We start from the raw sequence: 16,481 nt of genomic DNA on the forward strand, positions 1-16,481 counted from the left end.
TGTATTAGTTGTAGGATAATTTCGCCCTCATTTAACTTAGGGGAGCTGTCTATTGATTAATAGAAGCGTTTGCACCCGAGAAAAAGGAAACTAAAATGGCAAAAAAAGTACAAGCCTACATCAAGTTGCAAGTTGCAGCTGGTGCAGCAAATCCTAGTCCACCAGTTGGTCCAGCACTTGGTCAACATGGTGTTAACATCATGGAATTCTGTAAAGCATTTAACGCTAAAACAGAAAGCATGGAAAAAGGTCTACCTATTCCTGTTGTTATTACAGTATATTCTGACCGTTCATTTACTTTTGTAACTAAGACTCCTCCTGCGGCTGTATTATTAAAGAAAGCAGCTAAAATCAAGTCTGGTTCTGGTGAGCCTAATAAGAAAAAAGTAGGTAAAGTAACAAGCGCTCAAATTCGTGAAATTGCTGAATTGAAAGCTGCTGATATGAATGGTGCAACTATTGAAACGATGATGCGTTCTATTGAAGGTACTGCTCGTTCAATGGGCTTGGAAGTGGAGGGTTAATTCATGGCTAAATTATCTAAGAAAGCTAAACTTATCCGCGAAAAAGTAAACGCGACTAAACAATATGAAATCAATGAAGCAATCGCTTTATTAAAAGAATTTGCTACTGCTAAATTTACTGAAAGCGTTGATGTTGCAGTTAATTTAGGTATTGATTCACGTAAATCAGATCAAAATGTGCGTGGTGCTATCGTTCTTCCTCATGGTACCGGACGTAGTGTACGTGTTGCTGTATTTACTCAAGGTGCAAACGCTGATGCTGCTAAAGAAGCTGGTGCTGAATTAGTTGGTATGGATGATCTAGCGGATCAAATCAAAAAAGGCGAAATGGACTTTGATGTTGTTATTGCATCTCCAGACGCTATGCGTGTTGTTGGTCAATTAGGTCAAATTTTAGGGCCACGTGGTTTAATGCCAAACCCTAAAGTTGGTACTGTAACACCTAACGTTGCTGAAGCAGTGAAAAACGCTAAAGCTGGTCAAATCCGTTACCGTAATGATAAAAATGGTATTATCCATACTACTATCGGTAAAGCTGATTTCGATGCAGATAAGCTTAAAGAGAATTTAGAAGCATTACTTGTTGCATTAAAACGTGCAAAACCAGCATCTTCAAAAGGTGTATTTGTGAAGAAAGTTAGTCTTTCTACTACAATGGGCGCTGGTGTTGCTATCGACCAAGCAACTTTAAATGCATCTGTTTAATTAATTGTTAAACAAAGAATCGGTTGGTGTCTGGCCTTAACCAGACCCCGTCCAAGACCGTAGGTGTAATTGATATTTAATTACTTAATCTTCCTACGTAGACGGTGACAGAACCTGATAAGATATAATACAGGCATTCTGCTCATCGTGATTGTGCTAACTACATTTGTAGTTAGTTTAAATAATTCTAGGCTTTGCCTAGTTTAATCCAGGAGCAATACCAATGGCACTAAATCTTCAAAATAAACAAGAAATTGTTGCTGAAGTTAATGAAATCGCCAAAGGTGCGCTATCTGCAGTTGTAGCTGACTCTCGTGGCGTAACTGTAGAAAACATGACTGCATTACGTAAATCTGCTCGTGAAGCTGGTGTTTATATGCGTGTTGTTCGTAACACCTTATTACGCCGTGTTGTTGAGGGAACTCAATACGAGTGCTTAAAAGATTCGTTTGTTGGTCCAACTCTAATTGCATTTTCAAATGAGCACCCAGGTGCTGCTGCGCGTATTTTTAAAGCGTTTGCAAAAGAAAATGATAATTTTGAGATTAAAGCCGCAGCCTTTGAAGGTGAGTTAATTACTGCAGCGAACATTGATCGCTTAGCAACATTACCTACTTATGAAGAAGCATTAGCTCGCTTGATGTCAACCATGAAAGAAGCCGCAGCTGGCAAATTGGTTCGTACTCTTGCAGCGGTTCGCGATCAAAAACAAGCTGCTTAATAGCGCTGTGATTGTGAATTTTATTAATTAAAAAAATGTAAATTTGGGAAACTATATTATGTCTATCACTAAAGAACAAATTTTAGATGCAGTTGCAGAAATGTCTGTAATGGATGTTGTTGAACTTGTATCAATGATGGAAGAAAAATTTGGCGTTTCTGCAGCAGCAGCTGTAGCAGTTGCAGCAGCTGGTCCAGCTGAATCAGCTGAAGAAAAATCTGAATTTGATGTAATCTTAAAAGATGTTGGCGCTAACAAAGTAGCTGTTATCAAAGCAGTTCGTGGTGCAACTGGCCTAGGCTTAAAAGAAGCAAAAGACCTTGTTGAATCAGCTCCAGCAACAGTTAAAGAAGGTGTTAGCAAAGCTGACGCAGATGAACTTAAAAAGGCACTTGAAGAATCTGGTGCAGTTGTCGAACTTAAGTAAGTTTATCAATAGCAAGCTAAACGGCTGGGGGTTTTATACCTCCAGCCTTTTTGCGCTGTAATAAGTCAAATAATTTTATTTGAAGATTATCAATAAAAAGTAATAAAGAAATAATATATTTATTAAGCCTAATCAATTGATATTTATAGATATTTTCGATGAGGTGTCAGGCGTTATCATTTCGTAGTACCCTGATGAATATTTAATCATGCTAAAATAGCAGATAAGCAAGTTGAGGAACTAATGGTTTACTCTTATACCGAGAAAAAACGAATTCGTAAGAATTTTGGTAAGCGTCCACAAGTCTTGGATATACCGTATCTTCTTTCTATTCAACTTGATTCGTTCCAGAAGTTTATTGAGCAAGACCCAGAAGGTCAATATGGTTTAGAAGCCGCATTCCGTTCAATATTTCCGATAAAAAGTTATAGTGGTAGCGCTGAGTTACAATACGTAAGCTTTAAAATGGGCGAACCTGTGTTTGATGTAAAAGAATGTCAAATCAGAGGGATCACTTACTCAGCACCATTGCGCGTTAAATTACGTTTAGTTATTTATGATAAAGATGCGCCAGAAGGAACAGTTAAAGATATTAAAGAGCAAGACGTCTATATGGGCGAAATCCCTTTAATGACGGACAATGGTACTTTTGTGATTAACGGTACTGAACGTGTTATCGTTTCACAATTACATCGTAGTCCAGGTGTGTTCTTTGACAGTGATAAAGGTAAAACGCACTCTTCTGGTAAAGTTTTATATAATGCTCGGATTATTCCTTATCGTGGCTCTTGGCTTGATTTCGAATTTGATCCAAAAGATAATCTTTTTGCTCGTATCGACCGTCGTCGTAAACTTCCAGCAACAATTATTTTACGTGCGTTAGGTTATGAAACTGAAGAAATTTTAGATATGTTCTTCGAAAAAACTATTTTCGAAGTAGGCAAATCAAAATTAAAAATGGAGCTTGTGCCAGAGCGTTTACGTGGTGAAACAGCGCTATTTGATATCGAATCTAAAGGCAAAGTTTACGCAGAAAAAGGTCGTCGTATTACAGCTCGTCATATTCGTGAGCTTGAAAAAGATAAAGTAACTAAAATCGACGTTCCAGTTGAATATATTGTAAATAAAGTTTTAGCAAAAAATTATGTTGATGAAGAAACTGGTGAGGTTATTGCTTTTGCCAATACACCAATTTCTTTAGAACTATTACTTGAATTAACCAATGCTGGTTATAAGAAAATTGAAACATTATTCACTAATGATTTAGATCATGGACCATTTATTTCTGAAACATTAAATGTTGATTCAACACGTGATCGATTAGGTGCATTAGTTGAAATTTATCGAATGATGCGTCCAGGCGAGCCACCAACAAAAGAAGCAGCCGAAGCGTTATTTGATAATCTATTCTTCTCCGACGAACGTTATGACTTATCAGCGGTAGGTCGTATGAAGTTCAATCGTTCTTTAGGACGAGACGATATTGAAGGCGAAAGCGTCTTAACAAAAGCTGATATCGTTGATGTAATGAAGAAATTAATCAGCATCCGTAATGGTCATGGTGAAGTTGATGATATCGATCACTTAGGCAATCGTCGTATCCGTAGTGTTGGTGAAATGGCTGAAAACCAATTCCGTATTGGTTTAGTTCGTGTTGAACGAGCTGTAAAAGAGCGTCTATCTTTAGGTGATCTTGATTCATTAATGCCACAAGATATGATCAATGCTAAACCAATTTCAGCGGCAATTCGTGAGTTCTTTGGTTCTAGCCAATTATCTCAGTTTATGGATCAAAACAATCCATTATCTGAAATTACTCACAAACGTCGTATTTCTGCATTAGGTCCAGGTGGTTTAACTCGTGAACGTGCAGGCTTTGAAGTGCGTGACGTACATCCTACACATTATGGTCGTGTATGTCCGATTGAAACGCCGGAAGGTCCAAACATCGGTTTGATTAACTCATTAGCGGTTTATTCACGTACCAATGAGTATGGATTCTTAGAAACGCCATATCGTCGAGTGATTGACGGTGTTGTGACTGATGAGATTAACTATTTATCAGCAATCGATGAAAGTGAGTTTGTTATAGCTCAGGCTAACTCAAATCTTGATGACGATGGTCGCTTTAAAGAAGATTTAGTGACCTGCCGTTTAAATGGTGAATCTGGTTTATATAGCCCGGAACAAGTTCATTATATGGACGTATCAACACAACAAATCGTTTCTGTTGGTGCTTCATTAATCCCATTCCTTGAGCACGATGATGCGAACCGTGCCTTGATGGGTGCGAACATGCAACGTCAAGCTGTACCAACATTAAAAGCAGAAAAACCTTTTGTTGGTACTGGTATGGAACGTGCGGTTGCGGTTGACTCAGGTGTAACTGCGGTTGCTCGTCGTGGCGGTACAGTACAATATGTTGATGCTTCACGTATTGTTATTAACGTTAACGATGATGAAATGTATGCCGGTGAAACAGGTATTGATATTTACAACTTAACTAAATATACCCGTTCTAACCAAAATACTTGTATTAACCAAATTCCATGCGTGGAATTAGGTGAAAAGGTTGAGCGTGGCGATGTACTTGCAGATGGTCCATCAACGGATTTAGGTGAGTTAGCACTTGGTCAAAATATGCGCGTGGCATTTATGCCATGGAACGGTTATAACTTTGAGGATTCTATTTTAGTCTCTGAAAAAGTGGTACAAGATGATCGTTTCACTTCGATTCATATTCAAGAACTATCTTGTGTATCTCGTGATACTAAACTTGGTGCCGAAGAAATTACTGCTGATATTCCAAATGTGGGTGAAGCAGCACTTTCTAAACTTGATGAGTCTGGTATTGTTTATATCGGCGCTGAAGTAAAAGGTGGTGATATTCTTGTTGGTAAAGTAACGCCTAAAGGCGAAACGCAATTAACACCAGAAGAGAAATTACTACGTGCTATTTTCGGTGAAAAAGCATCTGATGTTAAAGATACTTCATTACGTGTACCAAATGGTGTTTCAGGTACGGTTATTGATGTTCAAGTCTTCACTCGTGATGGTGTACAAAAAGACAAACGTGCACTTGAAATTGAAGAGATGCAACTCAAGCAAGTAAGAAAAGATTTAACTGAAGAACTTAAAATTTTAGAAGCAGCATTGTTTGCTCGTATCCGTGATGTATTAATTTCTGGTGGTATTAAAGCAGACAAATTAGATGCTTTACCACGTGAAAAATGGTTAACCATTGGTATTTCTAATGAAAGTAAGCAAGCTCAATTAGAACAACTTGCTGAACAACATGATGAAATCAAAGCTGAATTTAATAAGAAGCTTGAAGCTAAACGAATGAAGATTACTCAAGGTGATGATTTACAACCTGGAGTTCTCAAAATTGTTAAAGTTTACTTAGCAGTTAAACGTCAAATTCAGCCTGGTGATAAGATGGCGGGTCGCCATGGTAACAAAGGGGTTATCTCTAAAATCAACCCAATTGAAGATATGCCATATGATGATAAAGGACGTCCAGTTGATATCGTATTGAATCCACTTGGTGTTCCGTCTCGTATGAATATCGGTCAGATTTTAGAAACTCACTTAGGTATGGCGGCAAAAGGTATTGGTCAGAAGATCGATGCAATGCTAAAAGAACAGCAAGAGTTAGCTAAATTACGTGATTTCATTCAGAAAGCTTATGACCTTGGTTTAGGGGCAGCACAGAAAGTCAATGTTGCTGAATTTACTGACCAAGAAGTGATGACATTGGCACAAAATTTACGTAATGGTATGCCTCTTGCAACGCCAGTCTTTGATGGTGCAAAAGAGCAAGAAATTAAAGCATTACTTGAACTTGGTGATTTGCCAACGTCAGGTCAAATTACATTGTTTGATGGTCGTACAGGTGAGCAATTTGAACGTCCAGTAACTGTAGGTTACATGTATATGCTGAAATTGAATCACTTAGTTGATGATAAGATGCATGCGCGTTCTACAGGTTCATATAGTCTGGTTACACAACAACCATTGGGTGGTAAAGCTCAATTTGGTGGTCAACGTTTCGGTGAGATGGAAGTATGGGCACTTGAAGCATATGGTGCTGCTTATACTCTACAAGAAATGTTAACTGTTAAATCAGATGATGTGAATGGTCGTACTAAGATGTATAAAAATATTGTAGATGGTGATCATCGTATGGAGCCTGCGATTCCAGAATCATTTAATGTATTATTAAAAGAGATTCGTTCGTTAGGTATTAATATCGAGTTAGATGAAGAGTAATCTTAACTAACTGAAATGATTTCTATTTATAGGGATAACTTATCAGCAATGATAAGTTATCTAATTGGTTTAACTCCATAGGAGTCAATTGTGAAAGACTTACTAAAGTTTCTAAAAGCACAAACTAAAACTGAAGATTTTGATGCTATCAAGATAGGCCTTGCTTCTCCTGATATGATTCGTTCATGGTCTTTTGGTGAAGTTAAAAAACCTGAAACAATTAACTACCGTACGTTCAAACCTGAACGTGACGGATTGTTTTGTGCACGTATTTTTGGACCAGTAAAAGATTATGAATGTTTATGTGGAAAATATAAACGTTTAAAACACCGTGGTGTAATTTGTGAAAAATGTGGTGTAGAAGTCACACAAGCTAAAGTACGTCGTGAGCGTATGGGGCATATTGAGCTTGCATCACCTACTGCACATATCTGGTTTTTAAAATCATTACCATCACGTATTGGTCTATTATTAGATATGCCACTTCGTGACATTGAACGTGTGCTTTATTTTGAATCATTTATGGTTCTTGACGGCGGAATGACAAACTTAGAACGCGGTCAAATTTTAACAGAAGAACAATATTTAGATGCGTTAGAAGAGTTTGGTGATGAATTCGATGCTCGTATGGGTGCCGAAGCAATTCAAGAATTACTACGTAATATCGATGTGCAAGCTGAATGTGAAGCACTACGTGATGAGCTTGAAACTACCAATTCTGAAACTAAGCGTAAAAAACTGACTAAACGTATTAAGATTATTGAAGCATTCATTCAATCAGAAAATAAACCAGAATGGATGATCTTAAACGTATTACCTGTGTTGCCACCCGATTTACGCCCATTAGTACCACTAGATGGCGGACGTTTTGCAACATCAGATTTGAACGATCTATATCGTCGAGTGATTAACCGTAATAATCGTTTAAAACGTTTATTAGATTTGGCAGCGCCAGATATTATCGTACGTAACGAAAAACGTATGTTACAAGAATCTGTTGACGCATTACTTGATAATGGTCGTCGTGGCCGTGCAATTACCGGTTCAAACAAACGTCCATTAAAATCACTTGCCGATATGATTAAAGGTAAGCAAGGTCGTTTCCGTCAAAACTTATTAGGTAAACGTGTTGACTACTCAGGTCGTTCAGTAATCACTGTAGGTCCATACTTACGATTACATCAATGTGGTTTACCGAAGAAAATGGCACTTGAATTATTCAAACCATTTATTTACGGTAAATTAGAGCGTCGTGGTTATGCAACTACCATTAAAGCAGCCAAGAAAATGGTTGAACGTGAAGATGCAATTGTTTGGGATATCTTAGATGAAGTTATTCGTGAACATCCGGTATTACTAAACCGTGCACCAACACTTCACCGATTAGGTATTCAGGCATTTGAACCTATCCTAATTGAAGGTAAAGCGATCCAATTACATCCATTAGTTTGTGCGGCATTCAATGCTGACTTCGATGGTGACCAAATGGCGGTTCACGTACCATTAACGTTAGAAGCTCAATTAGAAGCGCGTGCGTTAATGATGTCAACCAATAACATTCTTTCGCCTGCGAGTGGTGAACCTATCATTGTTCCTTCTCAGGACGTGGTATTAGGTCTTTACTACATGACTCGTGATAAAGTCAATGCGAAAGGTGAAGGCATGATTTTAACCGGACCTAAAGAAGCAGAAAAACTGTATCGCTTAGGTCTTGTTGAGCTACATGCTAAAGTTAAAGTACGTATTACTGAAAGCCACCGTAATAGTATTGGTGAGTGGGAAGATACAACTTCTGTGGTTGATACTACAGTTGGTCGTGCTATCTTATGGTTAATTATGCCTAAAGGTATGAGCTTCTCTGTCATCAATCAACCACTTGGTAAAAAGGCGATTTCACGAATTTTAAATATTTGTTATCGCCAATTAGGCATGAAAGAAACTGTTATCTTGGCTGACCAAGTAATGTATACCGGATTTGCTTATGCAGCACGTTCTGGTGTATCGGTTGGTATTGATGATATGGAAATTCCAGCTAAAAAATTACAAATCATCAATGAAGCTGAAATTGAAGTTGCTGAAATTCAAGAACAGTTCCAATCAGGTTTAGTTACCGCTGGTGAACGTTATAACAAAGTTATCGATATCTGGGCAGCAGCCAATGAACGTGTTGCTAAAGCGATGATGGATAACTTATCAACTGAAAAAGTGATCAATCATGAAGGTAAAGAAGAAGTTCAATCTTCATTTAACAGCATCTATATGATGGCCGACTCTGGTGCGCGGGGTTCTGCCGCTCAGATTCGTCAGTTAGCAGGTATGCGTGGATTGATGGCAAAACCGGATGGTTCAATCATCGAAACACCAATTACGGCAAACTTCCGTGAAGGGTTAAACGTTCTTCAGTACTTTATCTCGACCCATGGTGCGCGTAAAGGTCTTGCCGATACCGCATTAAAAACTGCGAACTCAGGTTACTTAACTCGCCGTTTAGTTGACGTAGCTCAAGATCTAGTCGTTATTGAAGATGACTGTGGTACGTTAGAAGGTGTAGTGATGACACCAGTTATCGAAGGTGGAGATGTTAAAGAGCCACTTCGTGAACGCGTATTAGGTCGTGTAACCGCGGAAGATGTATTAAAACCAGGTAGTGCGGATATTTTAATTCCTCGTAATACGCTACTTGATGAAAACTATTGTGATTTACTTGAAGAAGAATCTGTTGATAGCGTTAAAGTTCGTTCAGTTGTTTCGTGTGATACTGACTTTGGTGTTTGTGCGAAATGTTATGGTCGTGACTTAGCCCGTGGTCACCTAGTAAATAAAGGTGAAGCAATCGGTGTTATCGCTGCTCAATCAATCGGTGAGCCGGGTACACAGTTAACCATGCGTACGTTCCATATCGGTGGTGCGGCATCACGAGCAGCAGCAGAATCAAGTGTTCAAGTTAAAAACAAAGGTAGCATCAAATTATCTAATGCTAAATTTGTAACTAACCCAGATAAGAAACTGGTTATTACATCTCGTAATGCTGAATTAACGATTATCGATGAATTAGGTCGAATGAAAGAAACTTATAAAGTTCCTTATGGTTCGATTCTAACTAAAGGTAATGGTGCAGCGGTTGATGCCGGTGAAACAGTTGCTAACTGGGATCCACATACCATGCCAGTTATCTCTGAAGCGAAAGGCTTTGTTAAATTTGTTGATATGGTTGATGGTCAAACTATCACCCGTCAAACCGACGAATTAACAGGTTTATCATCAATTGTTATTTTAGATGTCGCTGAACGAACAGGTGTTGGTAAAGATTTACGTCCAGCAATCAAGATTGTTGATGCTAAAGGTAAAGATATTTATGTTGCAGGTACAGAGATGCTTGCTCAATATTTCTTACCAGGTAAAGCATTAGTACAATTAGAAGATGGTGCTGAAATCAATGTGGGTGATACACTTGCACGTATTCCACAAGCATCGGTTGGTACTAAAGATATTACCGGTGGTTTACCACGTGTTGCTGACTTATTTGAAGCACGTAAACCTAAAGAGCCAGCAATTCTTGCTGAAATCGATGGTATTATCTCGTTTGGTAAAGAAACCAAAGGTAAACGTCGCTTAATTATCACTCCACTAGATGGTAGTGATCCATATGAAGAGATGATTCCAAAATGGCGTCAACTCAACGTATTTGAAGGCGAACAAGTTGGACGTGGTGATGTGATTTCTGACGGTCCAGAATCTGCACATGACATTTTACGTTTACGTGGTGTTAATGCAGTGACACGTTACATCGTTAACGAAGTTCAAGAAGTTTATCGCTTACAAGGTGTAAAAATCAATGATAAACATATTGAAGTTATTGTTCGTCAGATGTTACGTAAAGCGACAGTTATTCATCCGGGTGGTTCTCGTTTACTTGACGGCGAACAACTTGAAGTTTCACGCTTGAAGATTATTAATCGTGAGCTTGAGGCACAAGGTAAAGAGCCAATTGTTTACTTGCATGATTTGCTTGGTATTACTAAAGCATCACTTACTACTGAATCATTTATTTCTGCGGCATCGTTCCAAGAAACGACTCGCGTATTAACTGAAGCAGCAGTTGCTGGTAAAAATGATGAGCTTCGTGGCTTGAAAGAAAACGTTATTGTTGGTCGCTTAATTCCAGCTGGTACTGGTTATGCTTATCATAAAGAACGTTTGCGTAAACGTACAATGCCTATTGATGATGAAATTCAACCAACTGTTTCAGCTGAAGAAGCAACAGCTAACTTAGCAGAATTACTCAATTCTGCAGAAGAAAATCAATAGTCAGTAGGACTAAGTTATTAAAATAGCACGTGTAAGCACGTGCTATTTTTTTATGTGTATTTAAAAAAAGGAGTTTTGATATGTATATTGTCATGAACCGATTTAAAGTAAAACGAGGTAGTGAAGAGGCTTTTATTGAAATATGGCGTAATCGTGATACCCATTTAAAAGAGATGAAAGGCTTTAATCGTTTTTATTTTTTAAAAGGGAAAACTGAGGAAAATTATACGTTATTTTCATCATTTGCCGAATGGGAATCAAAAGCCGATTTCGACGCTTGGGTAAACTCAGAACAATTCAAACATACACATCGTAATACCGGAAATAGACCAAATAATAACGATATTTACTATGAGCCGGCACAGTTAGAATGCTTTGAAAGTGTATTATAAATAATTATCAAATAATAAACCGCTTATTATAAATTGGTAAAATCTACCTAAATCATCATTAATAAAAGTTTTATGATCAAGAATAAAAATAAGCGGTATATTTTTTATGCGTAAATTAGGATTATACATAGCATGCATTATAAAAATGGCTATAATAATATTGAGTAAATTATCTTAAACGGTGTGGATTAAGCCGACATTAATTTGCAATATAGCCAATTCAATATAAGTGAGTCCACAGATTGATAACTTACATTCCTTGTTTTTTTCAGAGCTTGTTCTTTTTATCGAAATATCGGTATAAATTTGTTAGTGAGATTTAAACTTGAGGTATAAATAAGTGTTTAAAAATCGCAGATAGCTTATTTTAATTCTATTTTTTGATGTATTCATTTGTTAAGCTATCCATAAATTCAACTATTTATAGGAATATACAATGAAATCAAAATTTCTATTATGTGTTTTGGTATTAATTATTGTTGGAGCATTTTTTTGTTTTAGTCGATACAATGATATCCAAACCCGTGACGAAGGTGTAGCAGCTGCATGGTCAGAAGTTGTCAACCAATATAAGCGCCGGGCTGATTTAACTCCAAGTTTAGTTAATACGGTTAAAGGTTATACTACACACGAAAAAGAAGTGTTAACTCAAGTGACCGAAGCAAGAAGTAAAGTTGGCTCAATTCAAATCAACGCTGATCAGCTAACCGATCCGGCTTTATTTGCTAAATTCCAACAAGCGCAATCAGAATTAAGTACTGCCTTAAGTCACTTAATTGCTGTCAGTGAAAACTATCCAGATCTTAAAGCCAGTTCACTTTTTCAGGATCTTATGAGCCAGTTAGAAGGCACTGAAAATCGCATCGCAGTTGCCCGAGGACGATATATACAAGCAGTTCAATCGTTTAATATTTATATCCGAAAAATACCAAATAAGTGGATTGCTGGCTTTATAGGTGTAGAACCTAAACAGCAATTTACGGTTGATAATGAAAAAGAAATTTCAAATGCGCCCGCAGTTAACTTTCAATAAACATAATTGTCAAAAAATATTGAGCGTTAAGTTTTCTGTTAATCATCAGTTGGTATTGATCAACTGAAATTCTCATCCTTTAAGATCGAGTTATGACCATACGTTAACTCGATCTCATAGAAATATTTTACAATAAAGCTCTATTAAGTTTCCCCAATACAAAATAAATAGTGCCAAATTTCCATGACGGCAAAACTTGATAAAAAAAGCAGATGTTAATAGCAAAATTGTTATCTGGCTATATAATAGTCATTTCTACCCATTGATGTCTTATACTACTTAAACCTAAAATAGAGTCGATTAGCTTTTGATATGCGTTTTTTAAAAGTAATAATATTATTCTATTGCAGGTCATTTTGGTCAAAATATAATGAAAAAATATGTTTTCTTTAGTATGTTGTTAATGCTTAGTTGGTTTAGTTATGGTTTGACTGAAATTCCTGCTTTTAATAGCCATATTATTGATACAACCAATACTTTAAGTGCATCGCAAGTCAAGTCTTTAGAATCAAGCCTAATTCAATTTGAACACTCGAAAACTGATGGGGCGCAAATAGCGGTTTTGATGATCGCAAAACTCGACAACGAAACCATAGAGCAGTACGCGCAGAGAGTTTTTAACCAATGGAAAATTGGAAGAAAAGGGCTGGATAATGGTATTTTATTGTTAGTAGCAAAAGATGACCGACAGATGCGTATTGAAGTGGGGTATGGGCTTGAAGGCATTGTTACTGATTTAGTTGCTAGCCACATCATTCGGGAACAGTTAGCTCCACAATTTAAGCAAAATAATTATTATCAAGGTATTAATGATGCAATTTCGGTATTAAAAGATGTCACAATAGGTAATGAAATTCATCCAGAGAAACAAACCCAGAATAATCATAGAATTGGGTTAAGTGAAATGTTAGATATGTTGTTTAACTGGATTATTCAACAAAGCTGGAAAGTGTTTTCCTTTTTTGTTTGTTTAGCCTTCACGGTTAAATTCGAAAAAAATGTATTTAAACGCATTATCATTACATCACTATCAAATAGTTTATTTATCCTAATTGTAACTTGGTGTGTTCACGGTTTTACTTACTTATATCTAACCGATGTCGTTTTTATTTTTGGTATAAATTATGTAGTTGCTAACTTGCTATTCATCGCTATCAGTTTTAAAAACGGCACTAGAAGAAGTCGTAGCGGGAGTGGCAGTAGCAGCCGATCTTCATATAGCCATTCGAGTAGAAGTTCCCAAACCGGCGGAGGCGGCGGTCGCAGTGGTGGTGGCGGTGCATCTGGTCGTTGGTAATGAGATGAACAAAGATAATACTCATTAAGTTTTAATAGTAATATTATGATTCGGCTATATATTAGTTTTAGTTAACCAATGATATCTTGTCTAAACGCTTTATTAAATGGATCGCAATTAACTGTTTGTTGTAAAAAGTAAAATTTTATTTAGCGTTGTTAATCATAAGGCAAAAAATACAATGAAAAGATATTTTCTAAGTAGTTTATTGTTAATATTCAGTTGGTTTTGTTATGGGCTAACAGACATCCCGGAATTTGCACATCGTGTTATCGACACGACTCATACTTTAACCGATTCTCAAAAAGAGTCATTAGAATCAAGCCTAATTGGCTTTGAAAAGCCTCGAACAGATGGTGCCCAGATAGCGGTTTTAATGATTCCCAAACTGGATGATGAAACGGTAGAACAATACGCAGATAGAGTCTTTATTCAATGGAAAATCGGTCGAAAAGGACAAGACAATGGTATTTTATTACTTATTGTTAAAGATGATAAACTCATGCGAATTGAGGTTGGCTATGGGCTTGAAGGAACTATTACTGACTTAGTGGCCAGTAAAATTATTCGTGAACAATTAGCGCCAGAATTTCGACAAAATAACTATTATCAAGGAATTGATAATGCCTTATCTGCACTGAAACAAAAAATCGATAATCCTGCCCCGAAAAGTGAAGATAACGAACAAGGCTTTAACTTGTTATCATCAGAAGATTTTACTTCCATGTTGAGTAATTATGCGCTGGTGTCATTCGTTATTTGTCTTATACTTGCCAAATTATTGTATCGTAAAGATAAAACCAATCAATGTCTTCTTACTGGTTTATTTAACGCTCTATCTGTTGGTGGATTTACCCTTTGGCATATGCGCGATATATTTATTATAGTATTTATCATGTTTGTGGTATTTATTTTGAGTACCATTGCCAGCCGCATTGTGACTCCCGGAGCAGGCGGCGGAAGAGGAAATCATCGAGGAGGAGGCGGTTTTGGTGGTTCTAGCGGTGGCTTCGGCGGAGGTGGTGGCTTTAGCGGCGGCGGTGGTGGTCGCAGTGGTGGCGGTGGCGCTTCCGGTAGCTGGTAAATAGGATAAAAAATAAGGCGCTATATGCGCCTTAATCATATCGATTAATAGCAGTTTATTTTTTACAACAATCGCTAGCCACATCATTTGGGAACAGCAAACCCCACAATTTAAGCAAAAGAACTATTATCAAGGTATTAATGATGCAATTTCGGTATTAAAAGATGTCATAATGGGTAATGAAATTCATCCAGAGAAACAAACCCAGAATAATTATAGAATTAGGTTAAGTGAAATGTTAGATATGATGTTTAACTGGATTATTCAACAAAGCTGGAAAGTGTTTTCTTTTTTGTTTGTTCGTTTTCACGGTTAAATTCGAAAAAAGTGAATTTAAACGCATTATCATCACATCACTATCAAATAGTTTGTTTCTCCTTATTGTAACTTGGTATGTTCACGATTTTAGTTACTTATATCTTACCGATGTCGTTTTTATTTTTGGTATAAATTATGTGTTTGCTAACTTGTTATTCATCGCTATCAGTCGTAAAAACGGCATAAGAAGAAGTCGTAGCGGGAGTGGCAGAAGCAGTCGATCTTCATATAGCTATTCGAGTGCCGAGGCGGAGGTGGCGGCCGCAGTGGCGGTGCATCTGGTCGTTGGTAATGAGATGAACAAAGATCATACTCATTAAGTTTTAATAGTAAGATTTTGATTTGACTATATAATAGTTTTATTTAGCGTTGTTAGTCATGAGGCAGAAAATATAATGAAAAGATATTTTCTAAGTAGTTTATTGTTAACATTCAGTTGGTTTTGTTATGGGCTAACTGACATCCCGGAATTTGCACATCGTGTTATCGACACGACTCATACTTTAACCGATTCTCAAAAAGAGTCATTAGAATCAAGCCTAATTGGCTTTGAAAAGCCTCGAACAGATGGTGCCCAGATAGCGGTTTTAATGATTCCCAAACTGGATGATGAAACGGTAGAACAATACGCAGATAGAGTCTTTATTCAATGGAAAATCGGTCGAAAAGGACAAGACAATGGTATTTTATTACTTATTGTTAAAGATGATAAACTCATGCGAATTGAGGTTGGTTATGGGCTTGAAGGAACTATTACCGACTTAGTGGCCAGTAAAATTATTCGTGAGCAATTAGCACCACAATTTCGACAAAATAACTATTATCAGGGTATTGATAATGCCTTATCTGTGCTAAAACAAAAAATCGATAATCCTACCCCGAAATGTGAAGATAATGAACAAGGCCTTAGGGTTGAACGGTTATTTACAGAAAACTTTGCTTATTATGCGCTGGTGTCATTCGTTATTTGTTTTATACTTGCCAAATTATTGTATCGTAAAGATAAAACCAAACAATGTTTTCGTACTGGTTTATTTAACGCATTATCTGTTGCTGGATACACTCTTTGGCATGTGGAATATATACTTGAGATAGCATTTTTTCTGTTTGTTATAATGTTTGTCGTATTTTTTTTCAGCCTTCTGGTTAGCAACTTTTTAACTCCTGAAGCTGGCGGAGGAGGAAATAGTCACGGAGGAAGTGACGATTTTGGTGATTCTAGCGGTGGTTTTATCGATAGCGGCGACTTTAGCGGTGGCGGTGGAGGTTCTAGCGGTGGAGGTGGTGCCTCCGGTAGCTGGTAATTTTTAATAAAACGATCTTGGTTATATATCTTCTCCACAAAATTCAGCTTTAACATAAAAAACCCGGTCACCATAAAAAAAGTTGAGGAACGGGGT

General features: G+C 37.2%; 11 protein-coding genes. All 11 read left to right on the forward strand.

The features are described from left to right. Window positions 1-95 precede the first annotated feature (95 nt). The 11 genes from rplK (at window position 96) to J3U16_RS05520 (ending at window position 16,385) form a co-directional block, all read left to right on the forward strand. On the forward strand, window positions 96-524 hold the full coding sequence (gene rplK, locus J3U16_RS05470; RefSeq protein WP_034884321.1) for a 50S ribosomal protein L11: 429 nt from the start codon (window positions 96-98) through the stop codon (window positions 522-524). A gap of 3 nt (window positions 525-527) precedes the next feature. After that, a complete protein-coding gene (gene rplA / locus J3U16_RS05475; protein ID WP_065561813.1) occupies window positions 528-1,229 on the forward strand; it encodes a 50S ribosomal protein L1 in 702 nt (233 codons plus the stop codon). 223 nt (window positions 1,230-1,452) lie between these two features. Next, complete coding sequence (gene rplJ / locus J3U16_RS05480; protein WP_065561814.1) at window positions 1,453-1,950, forward strand: 50S ribosomal protein L10; 498 nt, start codon at window positions 1,453-1,455, stop codon at window positions 1,948-1,950. 58 nt (window positions 1,951-2,008) lie between these two features. Continuing rightward, window positions 2,009-2,377 carry a 50S ribosomal protein L7/L12 gene (rplL, locus tag J3U16_RS05485; protein ID WP_065561815.1) on the forward strand — a complete coding sequence of 123 codons (369 nt, stop codon included), beginning with the start codon at window positions 2,009-2,011 and terminating at the stop codon, window positions 2,375-2,377. Between the two features lie 243 nt (window positions 2,378-2,620). After that, a complete protein-coding gene (gene rpoB / locus J3U16_RS05490) occupies window positions 2,621-6,649 on the forward strand; it encodes a DNA-directed RNA polymerase subunit beta (protein WP_267331018.1) in 4,029 nt (1,342 codons plus the stop codon). 90 nt (window positions 6,650-6,739) lie between these two features. Further along, on the forward strand, window positions 6,740-10,957 hold the full coding sequence (gene rpoC / locus J3U16_RS05495) for a DNA-directed RNA polymerase subunit beta' (RefSeq protein WP_065561817.1): 4,218 nt from the start codon (window positions 6,740-6,742) through the stop codon (window positions 10,955-10,957). Window positions 10,958-11,037: 80 nt separating this feature from the next. Further along, the gene (locus tag J3U16_RS05500; protein WP_065735208.1) at window positions 11,038-11,349 is read left to right on the forward strand and encodes an antibiotic biosynthesis monooxygenase family protein; all 312 of its coding nucleotides are present in this window, start codon (window positions 11,038-11,040) and stop codon (window positions 11,347-11,349) included. Window positions 11,350-11,785: 436 nt separating this feature from the next. Continuing rightward, window positions 11,786-12,382, forward strand: a complete 597-nt coding sequence (locus J3U16_RS05505; protein ID WP_065561819.1) for a LemA family protein — start codon at window positions 11,786-11,788, stop codon at window positions 12,380-12,382. Window positions 12,383-12,752: 370 nt separating this feature from the next. Further along, complete coding sequence (locus tag J3U16_RS05510; protein ID WP_267331019.1) at window positions 12,753-13,679, forward strand: TPM domain-containing protein; 927 nt, start codon at window positions 12,753-12,755, stop codon at window positions 13,677-13,679. Between the two features lie 181 nt (window positions 13,680-13,860). Then, entirely contained in the window at window positions 13,861-14,763 is a 903-nt protein-coding gene (locus J3U16_RS05515) for a TPM domain-containing protein (protein ID WP_267342609.1), read from the forward strand. Between the two features lie 713 nt (window positions 14,764-15,476). Further along, entirely contained in the window at window positions 15,477-16,385 is a 909-nt protein-coding gene (locus J3U16_RS05520) for a TPM domain-containing protein (RefSeq protein ID WP_267342610.1), read from the forward strand. Window positions 16,386-16,481: the final 96 nt, after the last annotated feature.

It is taken from the genome of Gilliamella sp. B3023, assembly GCF_026536845.1.
Classification (GTDB): domain Bacteria; phylum Pseudomonadota; class Gammaproteobacteria; order Enterobacterales; family Orbaceae; genus Gilliamella; species Gilliamella apicola_E.